At 68.4% G+C, this 12,945-nt stretch carries 12 protein-coding genes; 9 read left to right on the forward strand and 3 right to left on the reverse strand.

All coding sequences use genetic code 11. The annotated features are described in order from the left end of the window. The first annotated feature begins 15 nt into the window (after positions 1 to 15). The 4 genes from DWV11_RS08340 to DWV11_RS08355 all read left to right on the forward strand — a co-directional run bounded on the left by DWV11_RS08340 (position 16) and on the right by DWV11_RS08355 (position 3,138). Complete coding sequence (locus tag DWV11_RS08340; RefSeq protein WP_115788415.1) at positions 16 to 426, forward strand: TOBE domain-containing protein; 411 nt, start codon at positions 16 to 18, stop codon at positions 424 to 426. Continuing rightward, entirely contained in the window at positions 423 to 1,232 is an 810-nt protein-coding gene (gene modA, locus DWV11_RS08345) for a molybdate ABC transporter substrate-binding protein (protein WP_115788416.1), read from the forward strand. Before DWV11_RS08340 ends, modA begins: the two co-directional genes overlap by 4 nt. 86 nt (positions 1,233 to 1,318) lie before the next feature. Further along, entirely contained in the window at positions 1,319 to 2,080 is a 762-nt protein-coding gene (locus tag DWV11_RS08350; RefSeq protein WP_245953510.1) for an ABC transporter permease, read from the forward strand. Then, entirely contained in the window at positions 2,077 to 3,138 is a 1,062-nt protein-coding gene (locus tag DWV11_RS08355; protein ID WP_115788417.1) for a sulfate/molybdate ABC transporter ATP-binding protein, read from the forward strand. The genes DWV11_RS08350 and DWV11_RS08355 overlap by 4 nt, the downstream gene beginning before the upstream one ends. A 23-nt stretch (positions 3,139 to 3,161) precedes the next feature. Here DWV11_RS08355 and DWV11_RS08360 read toward each other — a convergent pair whose 3' ends face one another. Next, a complete protein-coding gene (locus DWV11_RS08360; RefSeq protein WP_281269604.1) occupies positions 3,162 to 4,019 on the reverse strand; it encodes an SDR family NAD(P)-dependent oxidoreductase in 858 nt (285 codons plus the stop codon). Positions 4,020 to 4,216: 197 nt separating this feature from the next. Next, on the reverse strand, positions 4,217 to 5,731 hold the full coding sequence (locus tag DWV11_RS08365; protein ID WP_115788418.1) for an amino acid permease: 1,515 nt from the start codon (positions 5,729 to 5,731) through the stop codon (positions 4,217 to 4,219). Positions 5,732 to 6,201: 470 nt separating this feature from the next. On the opposite strand from DWV11_RS08365, the gene DWV11_RS08370 reads away from it, so the two are divergent. From DWV11_RS08370 to DWV11_RS08380, 3 genes are all read left to right on the forward strand, one after another. After that, positions 6,202 to 6,918: a LysR family transcriptional regulator substrate-binding protein gene (locus DWV11_RS08370; RefSeq protein WP_245953511.1), complete on the forward strand. Its 717-nt coding sequence runs from the start codon at positions 6,202 to 6,204 to the stop codon at positions 6,916 to 6,918. Positions 6,919 to 7,389: 471 nt separating this feature from the next. After that, a complete protein-coding gene (locus tag DWV11_RS08375) occupies positions 7,390 to 8,364 on the forward strand; it encodes a P-loop NTPase family protein (RefSeq protein ID WP_210725695.1) in 975 nt (324 codons plus the stop codon). A gap of 80 nt (positions 8,365 to 8,444) precedes the next feature. After that, positions 8,445 to 9,995 carry an ABC transporter transmembrane domain-containing protein gene (locus DWV11_RS08380; RefSeq protein WP_115788420.1) on the forward strand — a complete coding sequence of 517 codons (1,551 nt, stop codon included), beginning with the start codon at positions 8,445 to 8,447 and terminating at the stop codon, positions 9,993 to 9,995. A 9-nt stretch (positions 9,996 to 10,004) separates the two neighbouring features. On the opposite strand, the gene DWV11_RS08385 is transcribed toward DWV11_RS08380, so the two are convergent. Further along, positions 10,005 to 10,673, reverse strand: coding sequence for a GntR family transcriptional regulator (locus DWV11_RS08385; RefSeq protein ID WP_115788421.1), 669 nt, complete (start codon positions 10,671 to 10,673; stop codon positions 10,005 to 10,007). Positions 10,674 to 10,779: 106 nt separating this feature from the next. Here DWV11_RS08385 and DWV11_RS08390 point away from each other — a divergent pair, with 106 nt between their 5' ends. After that, on the forward strand, positions 10,780 to 11,538 hold the full coding sequence (locus DWV11_RS08390) for a LamB/YcsF family protein (RefSeq protein ID WP_115788422.1): 759 nt from the start codon (positions 10,780 to 10,782) through the stop codon (positions 11,536 to 11,538). Positions 11,539 to 11,593: 55 nt separating this feature from the next. Then, positions 11,594 to 12,928 carry an MFS transporter gene (locus tag DWV11_RS08395; RefSeq protein ID WP_115788423.1) on the forward strand — a complete coding sequence of 445 codons (1,335 nt, stop codon included), beginning with the start codon at positions 11,594 to 11,596 and terminating at the stop codon, positions 12,926 to 12,928. Positions 12,929 to 12,945: the final 17 nt, after the last annotated feature.

Consider the following 12,945-nt stretch of genomic DNA (forward strand, 5'->3'; position numbering starts at 1 on the left):
ACTTATGATGAATCCATGCCGCAGATACGAGTTTCCGAGGCCGCCCGCTTCCTCGGCGTGAGCGATGACACCGTGCGCCGCTGGATCGACAACGGGGCCCTGACCGGGAAAAAGGACGAGTCCGGCCGAGTGGTGGTGGACGGCTTGGAGCTCGCGCACCTGGCCCGCGAACAGGCCGCGTTGCCGGATGACCCGGCCCGCGCTGGGAGCTCCGCGCGCAACCGTTTCGTGGGGCTGGTCACCGGAATCACGGCGGACAAAGTCATGGCGCAGGTGGAACTGCAGTGCGGGCCCTTCCGCGTGGTTTCCCTGATGAGCAGCGAGGCCGTGCGCGAACTCGGACTGGAGTTGGGCTCCGTGGCCACCGCCGTCGTCAAGGCCACCACCGTCATCATCGAAACACCTCAGGGAAAGGGCATCGCATGAGGAACGCATTCCGGAAGGCCGCGGCATTGCTCGCCGCGGGTGCCCTGGCTGCCGGAATCGCCGGCTGCGCGGGAAAGCCCGGCCCCGCAAACAGCCCGGCCGACGGCAACGCCAGCGTGGCTCGGGCGCTCTCCGGAACGGTGACCGTCTATGCCGCGGCGTCCCTGAAGGAGACGTTCACCGAGCTGGCCTCCGCCTTCGAAGCAGCCCACCCCGGTACCAAGGTCATGCTGAACTTCGCCGGCTCCTCGGACCTGGCCACCCAGATCAGCCAGGGCGCCCCCGCCGACGTCTTCGCCTCGGCCGACACCAGGAACATGGCCAGGCTCTCCGACGCCTCCCTGCTGGACGGTGGGCCCAGGAACTTCGCCACGAACGTCTTGGAGATCGCCGTTCCACGGGCCAATCCGGCGTCGGTCTCGTCCTTCGCGGACCTCCCCAAACCGGGCGTGAAAGTCGTGGTCTGCGCGCCCCAGGTGCCCTGCGGCGCGGCCGCCGAAAAAGTGGAGAAGGCCACGGGAACCACGCTGAAGCCCGTGAGCGAGGAGTCCTCCGTGACCGACGTCCTCGGCAAGGTCAGCTCCGGCGAAGCCGACGCCGGGCTGGTCTACGTCACCGATGTGAAGACCGCCGGCGACAAGGTCAAGGGCATCCCCTTCACCGAAGCGGCCCAGGCCGTGAACACCTACCCGATCGGGACCGTCGGATCCAGCAAGAACAAGGACCTGGCGCGGGCGTTCATCGAACTGGTCACCGGCAGCGAGGGCAGGAAAGTCCTGGCCGACGCCGGGTTCGGCGCCCCGTGACCACCTCCCGGAACGGTACCGCGAACGATACTCCGGACGCTTCCCCGGACAGCGGGGGGCACGGCTACAGCGGCGTTCCGCGCTGGCTGTACCTGCCGGCCGCCGTCGGGGCCCTCTTCGTCATGCTGCCCCTGGCGGCGATGCTGGCGAAGGTCAACTGGAGCCAGTTCATTCCGCTGGTCACGTCCGCCGCCTCCCTCGATGCGCTCGGCCTGAGCCTGCGGACTTCCGCCGCGAGCACCGTGGTCTGCCTGGTCTTCGGGGTGCCGCTTGCCATGGTGCTGGCGCGCCGGCCGTTCCGCGGGCAGCGCCTGCTGCGGGCCTTCGTGCTGCTGCCGCTGGTGCTTCCGCCGGTGGTGGGCGGCATCGCGCTGCTCTACACCTTCGGACGCCAGGGCCTGCTGGGGAAAACCCTTGAACTGGCGGGCATCCAGATTGCCTTTTCCACCACCGCCGTGGTCCTGGCCCAGGCCTTCGTGGCCCTGCCGTTCCTGGTGGTCAGCCTTGAAGGTGCATTGCGCACCGCGGGCAAGCGCTATGAAGCCGTAGCCGCGACCCTCGGCGCCGGCCCCACCACCGTGCTGCGCCGCGTGACCCTGCCGCTCGTCATGCCGGGGCTGGCCTCTGGCGCGGTGCTGTCCTTCGCCCGCAGCCTCGGCGAATTCGGCGCCACCCTCACCTTCGCCGGCAGCCTGCAGGGCGTCACCCGGACCCTGCCGCTGGAAATCTACCTGGAGCGGGAGGCCGACGCCGATGCCGCCGTCGCGCTGTCCCTGCTGCTGGTGGCGGTGGCGGTGGCCGTGGTCGGGCTGTCCTACCGGAAACCTGGCAGGCAGGTGGCCGCATGACCTTCCGGATGACGGCCCGCGTGCACGGGCGCCTGGAGGCCAGGTTCACTGTCGCACCCGGCGAGACGGTGGCGGTCCTCGGGCCGAACGGTGCCGGAAAATCCACCCTGCTCGCCGTGGCCGCCGGGCTCCTGAAGCCCGACGCCGGGTCCGTCCGTTTGGGGGACAAGGTTCTGTTTGAGCGCGACGGCGGCAAGCACGGCTGGGTGCCGCCGCATCTGCGTGGGGTGGCCCTGCTGGCCCAGGAGCCGCTGCTGTTTCCGCACCTGAGTGTGCTGGACAACGTGGCCTTCGCGCCGCGCAGCGCCGGGCAGCGGCGGGCGACGTCGCGGGAGACGGCGCGGCGCTGGCTGGCCGAGGTGGACGCCCTGGACCTGGCCGGGCGCCGTCCCGGGCAGCTCTCCGGCGGGCAGGCACAGCGTGTTGCCGTGGCCCGCGCGCTGGCCGCCGAACCGGAGCTCCTCCTCCTGGACGAGCCGATGGCCGCCCTGGACATCCACGCCGCGCCCCAGCTGCGCAGGATGCTGAAGCGGGTGCTGGCCGGCCGCAGCGCGGTGATCGTCACCCACGATGTGCTGGACGCCCTCCTGCTCGCGGACCGGATCGTGGTGCTGGAGAAGGGCCGGATCGTGGAGGAAGGGCCTGTCCGCGAAGTGCTCGGCCGCCCGCGCAGCGCCTTTGCCGCCGGGCTCGCGGGGCTGAACCTGCTGGCCGGGACGGTCACCGCCGGGGGGCTGCTCGTTTCAGGACCCGGCGACGCGGGTGGGCAGGCAGTCTCCGGAACATCCGACGGCGAGGCGTTGGCCGGGGAGCCCGGCGTCGCCGCGTTCCCGCCGTCGGCCGTTTCCGTCTTCCCGGAGCTGCCGCACGGCAGTCCCCGCAACTGCCTGCCCGTGGTGATCACGGATCTCGAGCCGCACGCCGGCGGGATCAGGGTGCGGGCCGGGGAACTGGCAGCCGACATCACCCCGGCGGCCTCGGCCGAACTGGGACTGGAGCCGGGGATGGCGGTGTATTTCGTGGTGAAGTCGGCCGAGGTGCAGGTCTACGCGGCCTGACTTTGCGGTCTGTCCTGCCGGGTTTACGGCATCCGGGCGAGCTGCGCGCAGGCCTCCCACAGGCGCCGGCGGGCTTCCGGGTCCGACCCCATGCCCGGCGTCGGGAGTTCCTTGCGCTTGGCCCAGAGCTTTCCGGAAACGGACGCGGTTTCCGGTGCGGTGGCGAGCCAGAGCGGAGTGTCCGCCGCCTTGTCGGCCGGTGCGCCGAAGGTGTTCGTGATCCAGCGGAACGGGCCGCCGACGTCCTGCAGCAGCGAGGTGTTCCTGACCAACCCCGGGTGGACGGCGTTCGCCACTACGCCCGAGCCGGACAGCCGTTCGGCGAACTCCTGGGTGAGGAGGACACGGGCGAGCATCGTAGGCGGTGTCGAGCGCAGGTAGCTGTACGTGCCATTTGCGGTCTGGAGGTCGTCGAAGTTGAGCTTCGTGTTTCCGTACCTGGACGCGATATTGACGATGCGGGAGGTGCGCGGCCCCGCCGTGGCGGCGTTCTTCAGGGCATCGACCAGGAGGTTCGTCAACAGGAAGTAGGCCATCACGTTGGTGGCGAAGGTCAATTCGAGCCCGTCGGGGGTCACGTGGCGCTCCTTGCGGAACACTCCCGCCGCGTTGACGAGAACGTCGAGCTTGCCGTGGCGGGAGAGGAAACCGCCTGCCGCTGCGCGGATGGAGGATTGCTCCGAGAGGTCGCAGGCCAGCGGCTCCAGCAGGGCGCCGGGCACGAGTTGCTCGATGCTCTTGGCCGCCTCCTCCGCGCGCGCCGTGGAGCGGCCGACCACCACCACCAGGGCGCCTTCGCGCGCAAGACCGGTTGCCACGGCTCCTCCCAAGCCGCCGGTTGCTCCCGTAACCAACGCTACGGTGCCCTTCATGGAAGCCATCGTCTTCGCCCCCTGCGGCCTTGTTCCCTTGGGATCCGGGGTGTCCTTCGGGTCCGGCAACATCACAGCACACCGTGGTTGGGTTGACCAGATGCGCCGGGTCGCCGGTACGCTGCGGGGTCGCCGGAAAGTTCCAGCGACCCCGCAGTGTTCCCGCGATTTCGGCGCGCCAGTTCTAAGGCGCGCCAGCCGAAGCGTTAGGCGCCGACGCCGGCCGGAACCTTCGCGTCGTCGTCGTCCTCTGCGTCAAGCGGCTCCCCCGAAGCGTCGCCCGGGGCCGCGGCAGCTGCCGTCGGGACCGCCGTCCGCTTGGCGTAGCGGAAATGGAAGAACACGTAGCAGGCAACCGTGAACGGGACGCCGAAGTACAGTGCCGCCACCTGCGAGGGGTCGAAGGCGATGCCGATGATGGACCCCAAGCAGGCCACGAACGCCAGGATCGGAACGAGCGGGAAGAACGGCGCCTTGTAGGGCAGCGTGGAGAGCTCCCCGCCGCTGCGGATGAAGGCGCGCCGGTGGAAGTAGTGCGAGGCCGCGATGGACATCCACACGGCCACGGTGGCGAACCCGGCGATCGAAATGAGCACCAGGTACACGGTGGTCGGGGCCACGATGCCGCTGACCAGGGACGCCAGGCCGCCGAGGAGGCTGACCAGCAGGGCGACGAGCGGGATGCCGCGCTTGGTCAGCTTGGCGAACGCCTTGGGCGCGTGGCCTTCGTCTGCCAAGGAGAACAGCATGCGTGCGCACGAGTACAGGCCGCTGTTGCCTGCGGAGAGCAGCGCGGTGATGACCACGAAGTTCATGATGTCCGCGGCGTAGGGGATACCGATCGCGGAGAAGACCGTGACGAAGGGGCTTTCGTCGAGGCCGGCCTTGTCGTAGGGGATGGTGGCGGCGATGACCATGATGGCGCCGATGAAGAAGATCACCAGGCGCAGGACGGTGGTGCGCATGGCCCGCGGGATGTTCCGGGCGGGGTCCGCGGTTTCCCCGGCGGCCACGCCGATCAGTTCCGAGCCGGAGAAGGCAAAGAACACGGCCAGCACGGTGACCAGCACGCCGGTGAATCCGTTCGGGAACAGGCCGCCCGGCGTCGAGAAGTTCTCGAAGAGGTGCGGGAAGTGGCCGTCGGCCATCGGGTGGAAGCCCAGGAGCGCGGCGCCGCCCAGGATGATCAGGCCCACGACGGCGGCGACCTTGATCATGGCGAACCAGAACTCGCTCTCGCCGAAGACGCGCGAAGAGATGGCGTTCATCGAGAACAGGACGGCGGCAAACACCAGGCACCAGATCCACACCGGGACCTCCGGGAACCAGCGCTGCATAAGCACGCCGGCAGCCGTGAACTCCGAGCCGATCGCCACGGCCCAGGTCAGCCAGTAGAGCCAGGCGGTGGTGAAGCCGGTGGCGGGGCCGATCGAGCGGGCCGCGTAGATGTGGAACGCGCCGGACACCGGATACGCGATCGCGAGCTCGCTGAGGCAGGCCATCACCAGATAGACGACGACGGCGCCGATCAGGTAGGCGATGACCGCACCGAGGGGTCCGGCCTGGGAGATCGTGTAGCCGGAGCTGACGAACAGTCCGGATCCGATCACGCCGCCGAGGCCGATCATGACCAGGTGGCGGGCTTCCATAGACCGCCTGAGGCCGGCTTTGGCCGGTTCTGCCGGGGTTGCCTGTGTTTCTTGGAGCGGAGCAGCGCTCATGGATCCTCCGTGGGGTTATTGCATAGGCAAAGTTGGGCGCGCAGAAAGAGCCGGGCAAACGCCGGAATCTGCGGGGTTCTGGTCTTCAGGGTATGAGGGGAGCACCCGTCCGGACCATTTCGGTGATCAAGCTAACACCGCCCGGGACGGCTCCTGAGAGCTCAGGCACATTGGCAAAGGATCGTCGCCGATGGGCAACGGGGTGGCGCCCTGAGCAACAGCTGGGCTGATGCTGGGCTGAAGCCGTTTTAAGCATCGCTTGGGTTTGGTGCTATCTTGGCCCGCTGACGATGAGCCCTGGGGTCCTGCTCTGACTGAAGCGGCCCGGTTTTCGCGCATCCGGGGACGGAAAATCACGGCCCGGATGCGCTTGGGGGCGCAAAAGGTGGGCCAGTCCAGCCAGCGCCAAGGGGTACTGTGAAGTGGTGCCAGCCGACCAGGATCCCAGCCCCGCCACCGACGCCGCTCCAGTGGTGGAACCGGAGGAACCCCGCCGCGAACTCCGCTTCGCGTACGTTCCCGGGGTGATGCCGGGCAAGTGGATCCGGCGCTGGGAAGAGCGGATGCCGGATGTTCCGCTGCACGCCTTCATGTCCGACGCCGGAGCGCAGCTCTCGGTCCTGCGCGATGGTTCCGCGGACCTCAGCTTCGTCCGCTTGCCGGTGGACCAGGAAGGTTTGCACGTCATCCCGCTCTACGAGGAACAGCCCGCCGTGGTGGCGCCCAAAGGCCACGAGATCACGGTCTTCGAGGACGTGGAGCTGGCCGACCTGGCCGAGGAGAATTTCCTGGACATCGCCGAAATGGGCGGACCGGAGATGGCCCTGCAGGTGGTGGCGTCGGGCGCCGGCCTGGTGGTCATGCCGATGCCCATGGCCCGGCACTTCAACGTCAAGGACACCGTGGCCCGCCGGCTCCACGGCGCTGAAGGAACCCGGATTGCCCTGGCCTGGCCCAAGGACGCCACGGACGAGGTGATCGAGGAATTCGTCGGCGTGGTCCGCGGCCGTACCGCCAACAGTTCGCGCCAGCCCTCGGCCAAGCAGGAGAAGCCGAAGAAGGCCCCCAAACCGGACCGCCGCGGTGGCGGCCCTTCAAGCGGCGCCAAGAAGGTAGCCCAGCGCTATGCCCCGAACCCGGACAAGGGCCGCGGCCGCGGTTCCCGGAAGAAGGGCAAGCGCCCCTGACGTCCGGGAAGTAGTTCCCGGAGCTCGTCAGTCATTGCGTCCAGCAAGTCGGGGAAGCGCGCTGGTGGATGAAGGGCTGAACATCATGGACGTGCCATCGGAAACCGGCCTGTGGGGCTGGCGTAGGCTGCCATCCCAGCCCACGGCGTCCGCGGTCTTTCCGGACGAGGGCGGATATGACATTTCCGTCAACTGCCAGTGCGCCATGTGACTAAGCGTGTCACAATTGCTTCTCGGGGCTGGGAATAATCTCTGTCCGGCCAAGGAAGCTGTTCATACGGGCAACCGGATTGGGGCACTGCAATGACGTTGATGGTCGGTTGTCCAAGTGACAAAGCAGTTCCCTCGGCGGAACGGAGCGGGACCACGCAAACGGTCCCGCTTGACGGTGCGCGCCTGGGCCGGGCAAAGAAGGCTTACACCACCCGCTTTCTCGCAGGGCAATTGGAGCGCAGCGCCGAGGGATTCAGTTTGCTCGCCGGTGCAGGTGTTGTCCCCGCCGCCGGGGATATCGTGCTCGCCCGGGTACTCGAGATCGGTCAGCACCAGCGCCTTGAGAGCCCGGCATCCCGCCGGCAGATGCTTTTCCCAGGGGACGAAATCCTCGTGGCGTACGGCCACCGTTACGCCCCGGACCAGTTCTTGGCCGAGGTGCCGGAAACGCTCGGGCCCTGCCACCTGATCGCGGCCGGGGGACTCGCGGGCCAGGTTGTTGCCCAGCATGCATCCATGGATGAGCCGACGGCGATTGAGGTGCTTGGCCTGCTGACCGACTCAGACGGCACGGTCACGCTGGGCCGCCTCGCGCCGCACCGGGTCCGGTCCTGGCCTGGCGGGCTGCCCACGCGGCCTCCGGTCATCGCGGTCCTTGGCACCTCCATGAACTCAGGCAAGTCGACCACCCTGGGCTGTCTGGTCAACGGCTTGGTCAACGCGGGCTTGACTGTATCGGCCGGGAAGGCGACAGGCACTGGTGCGGGAAACGATTCGCGGCTTTTCGCGGATGCCGGCGCCTCCCGCGTCCTGGACTTCACGGATTTCGGGTTCCCGACCACCTTCAACTGCGAGTATGAGCTTGTCCGTGACCTGTTGCCGAGCCTGGTGGATGCCTTGAGCAGCGCCGATACCGACGTTGTGGTGGTGGAGATCGCAGACGGCCTGTACCAGGGCGAAACGCGGAGGCTCCTGGCAGACCCGGTCTTCCGGGAAACAGTGGATCAAGTGGTCTTCTCCGCAGCCGACGCACTGGGGGCGACGGCCGGCCTTCAACTTCTCCACAATGCAGGGCTGACTGTGGGCGCGGTGTCCGGCCGACTGACTGCCTCGCCCCTTGCGAGCGGCGAGGCCGCCGCCGTCCTGCCCGTTCAGGTGATTGACACTTACGATCTGTGTGGGGCGAACGTGGCGATGGGCCTCCTTCCGCGGCGCCACTGGCCCCTCCAGTGACATCTTCGGCGCAACCGCTTGTCCGCGGAACGGCGGGGTCCACGGGGCTCCCCGCGTTCCTGGCCGGTCCGCGCCGATGGATGTTCTTCCTTCTGGTGCTTTCAGGCGCCGCGGGTGCTGCCCTCGCCGGAACCATGGCCTGGATGATGACTCTCTTGCTTGGCCAGGCGGCGCCGGACGTCCGGATCGGTGCTGTGGTGGTGTTGTTCCTCGGCGCCCACGCGGTCGGTGCACTCCGCGTCGCGGAGCGTACGGTGGCCGAAAGACTGGGCCAGCATTACGCCAATGAAATCCGCACCGGACTCCTGGCCTCGGCGCTTCTGGGGACGCAACGGACCTCGATCGGCATCACGATTGCCCGGACCACGAACGACGTCAGCAGCTTACGGAACTGGATCACCATGGGTCTCGCGCCCCTTGCGGCCGGTGTCCCGCTGCTATCGGGGACAGCCGCGGCACTCTGGCTACTGTCGCCAGTGCTGGCCCTGGCCGCCGTCGGACCGCTCTGTATCCTCACCTTTTTCCTCGCCTGGCTCGCCAAGCCGGCTTTCGCGAGGTCCAGGATCCTGAGAAAGCGGCGCGGCCGCTTGGCCGCGCAGGTGGCCGATACAGTCGCAGCCTCGTCCGCAATTCGCGCAGCCGGAGGAGAAATGCGCGAAATCCGCAGGATCCAGCGCATGGGCCTCGACGTCGCCGACGCCGCCGTTTCACGGGCAAGAGTGGCCGGCAGCATCCGCGGCGCCGCCGCCGTCGCGGCTTCCCTCACCGCCGTGGCAGTTGCCGCCGCCGGGGCGTTCACAGGAACAGACACGGCGACGATCGCCGCGGCCCTGACCGTCGTAGGGCTCATTTCCACTCCGGTGACGGACCTGGGCCGCGTCGTGGAGTACAGACAGAGCTACCGCGCCGCCAGACGGATACTGGTCCCGGCGCTCGTGGTCCCGCAGGTGGAAAAAGGACCGGCGTGGGTCGCGAAGCCCGGCGCCGGAACGGTGCGGTTCTGCCTGGCAGGCCAGGGGGCGCCTTCGGAAAGCTCCGGCCTGCTGGTCCTCCCCGGGCAGCGCCTGCTTGTCCGGTCCTCGGACCCTGGCTGCGTTGACGGCTTTTTCGAGGCCCTGCTGGGGATCCGGGCGGAACCCGGAGCCCATGCCTGGATCGACGGGCGCCATCTTGCATCGGCTCCGGGCCGGAAGCGGCGTGAACTGGTGGGATATGCTGCCGGCGGCGCGCCCCTGGAGCGTGGAAGCATCGCCCGTGCGGTGCGTTACCGCCGGCCGGACCTGCCCGGCGCCGTCGCGGCCGAAGCGTTGTCGGCCGTCGGACTCGGGGCGGTGCTGGAGCGCCTCCCGGAGGGTGAGCGGACGGTGCTGCGGCATGGCGGCGAACCCCTGGGCGCGGCGGCTCGGGGACGTTTGCAGATTGCCCGCGCGATGCTGGGGCAGCCGCCCCTGCTCATGCTCAACCGGATTGACAAGGATTTGGACGGCGACGGGACCAGGATGCTGGCCGGGCTGCTGGAGGCGTACCCGGGCGTGGTTGTCATTGCCACTGACACCCCGGAACTGCGTGCCTTGTGCACCGTCGGCTGGAATCTCGACGATGGCGCAGCGGACGGCCATGAGACCGCCTGAGCGTGCCCGCTACTCCCCGTGCACCGTCAGTTGCTGCTCTTCCGAGCGGTTGAGGTAGCCGAGCAGCAGTTCGCCGGCCCGCTCCAGTTCGCCGGCTTCGAGGGCGGCGCAGATGGCCTCGTTCTCCTCGAGCCAGGCGCTGTAGAAGTGCGCGTCCGAGGTGGCTTTGTGGAAGTACAGGCGCATCTCGGCCAGGACGTGCCTCATGATCGTGTCCAGCCGCTTGCTTTCGGCCAGGGCCACGATGGCGCCGTGGAAATGCTGGTTGGCGCTGCCCAGGGCGTCGTTGTCGTCGGCCGCGGCCGCGCGCTTGCCCTCGTCGACGGCGGCACGGACTGCCGCTACCCGCTCGGCGCTCCCGCCGCCGCGGATCGAGCTGACCTCGATGGCCCGGCGCACGGTGTAGAGATCGTGGATGTCGCCGGCTTCGAGGGTGGCTACGAAGACGCCGCGGTTGGGCTGGCGGACCACGAGCCGTTCGCTGGCGAGCTCGGCAAAGGCCTCCCGCACGGTGTTCCGCGAGACGCCCAGGTCTTCGGCAATCGTGGCCTCGGTGAGCCGGGCGCCGGGGAGGAGCATGCCTTCGGCGAGCTGGTAACGCAGTTCTTCGGCCACGCGTTCGGCCACGGACGGCACGGCGACGCGAACGCGGGCGCTGCCGGTCTGGGTAGGTGCCATGACATGAATTTACATGATCGTCACATCTTCGGATCGAAGAATCGTTGAACAATTCGACAATGTAGTGCATCCTAGATGGACCACATCCAATGAGATAGGGATCACAATGGCAAGCATCGACCTGAACAGCGACGTCGGGGAGTCCTTCGGACGCTGGACCCTCGGCGACGATTCCGCGATGTTCGACTCCGTTTCCAGCGCCAACGTGGCGTGCGGTTTCCACGCCGGCGACCCCAGCGTCATCCGGGCCACCAGCGCGAAGGCGGTCCAGGCCGGCGTCGTGATCGGTGCGCATGTGGGTTACCGGGACCTGGCGGGCTTCGGCCGCCGCTTCCTGGATGTCGATCCCGCCGAACTGGCCGACGACGTCGTGTACCAGATCGGCGCGCTGCAAGCCCTGGCGGCCACCGCCGGAGCCCGGGTGAAGTACGTGAAGCCGCACGGCGGCCTGTACAACGCGATCGTCAAGCACACCGCCCAGGCCCAGGCCGTCGTCGACGCCGTCAAGGCAGTGGACCCGAGCCTGCCGATCCTCGGACTTCCCGGCTCGGAGGTCCTGCGCCTGGCCGAGAAGGCCGGGCTGCGGGCAGTGACCGAAGCGTTCGCCGACCGCGCCTACAACCCGGACGGAACGCTCGTGCAGCGCACCCTGCCGGGGGCCGTGTTGCACGACCCCGCGGAGGTTGCCGAGCATGTACTGCGGATGGCCACCGAACAGCGGATCATGGCAATTGACGGCACCATCCTCAATGTCCGCGCGGAAAGCATCTGCGTGCATGGTGACTCACCGGGCGCCGTGGCCATGGCCACCGCCGTGAAGTCCGCCCTCAGCGACGCCGGCGTCAGCATCGCCTCCTTCGCCTGAACCCCGTTCGCAAACCCCAATCCCCAGCAACACCCTCATCCCCCGGAGGAAAACAATGACCAGCATCAACAAGGCACGTGCCGTGACAAGGAAGCCACCGGCTGGCGCCCTCAAGGCCTACGTCGCCAGCCTCACCGGCACCTCGCTCGAGTACTACGACTTCGCCATCTACTCCGTAGCCTCGGCCCTCGTGTTCCCCAAGATCTTCTTCCCGTCCGGCGACGAGTTCGTGGGCCTGCTCCTCTCCTTCTCCGCCTTCGCCGTGGGCTACCTGGCCCGCCCGATCGGCGGCGTGGTGTTCGGCCGGCTCGGCGACAAGATCGGCCGCAAGTACGTGCTGGTCTTCACGCTCGTGCTCATCGGCCTTGCCACCGTCCTCATCGGTGCGCTGCCGGACTACAGCATGATCGGCATCGCGGCCCCCACCATCCTGGTGATGCTGCGCCTGGCCCAGGGCGTCGGCGTCGGCGGCGAATGGGGCGGCGCGGTGCTGCTCTCCAGCGAGTTCGGCGATCCCACCAAGCGCGGCTTCTGGTCCTCCGCGGCCCAGATCGGCCCGCCCGCCGGCAACCTGCTGGCCAACGGCGTCCTGGCCGTCCTCGCCGCCTCCCTCAGCAACGAAGCCTTCCTCTCCTGGGGCTGGCGCGTGGCCTTCCTCTCCTCCGCCGTGCTGGTTGCCTTCGGCCTGCTGATCCGCCTCAAGCTTGAGGAAACCCCGGTCTTCAAGGCCATCCAGGCCCACGGCGACCGGCCCAAGGCCCCCATCAAGGAGGTCTTCGCCACCCAACCCAAGGCACTTATCTCCGCCGCCCTGTCCCGCGTCTGCCCCGACATCCTGTACGCCCTGTTCACCGTGTTCGTGGCCGTCTACGCCACCAAGCAACTGGGCATGACCACCGGCAACGTGCTCGCCGCCATCCTGATCGGCTCCGCCTTCCAGCTGTTCCTGATCCCGCTGGCCGGCGCAGCGACGGACCGCTTCAACCGCCGCCTCGTCTACGGCATCACCGCCGCCGCCACGGCCGCGTTCATCCCGCTGTTCTTCCTGATGATCCAGGGCAAATCCGTGGTGATGCTGACCATCGGCGTGGTGATCGGCTTGGCGCTGCACGCTTTCATGTACGGTCCGCAGGCCGCCTACATCACCGAACAGTTCCCGGCCCGCCTCCGCTACGCGGGCAGTTCCCTGGCCTACACCTTGGCCGGCGTGATCGGCGGCGCCGTGGCGCCGATCATCTTCACCGCGCTCTACGGTGCCGCCTCCGGCGGCTGGTGGCTGATCGCCATCTACCTGCTGGCAGCCTCCGTGGTGACTATCGTGGGCCTGCTCATCGGCCGCGACCCGCAGCCGGAAGAAGATGTCCGGCTCCTGCAGGACGCCCAGGCCTGAGCGGCCGCCCCAGCTGA

The organism is Arthrobacter silvisoli (assembly GCF_003369445.1).
GTDB classification, from domain to species: domain Bacteria; phylum Actinomycetota; class Actinomycetes; order Actinomycetales; family Micrococcaceae; genus Arthrobacter; species Arthrobacter silvisoli.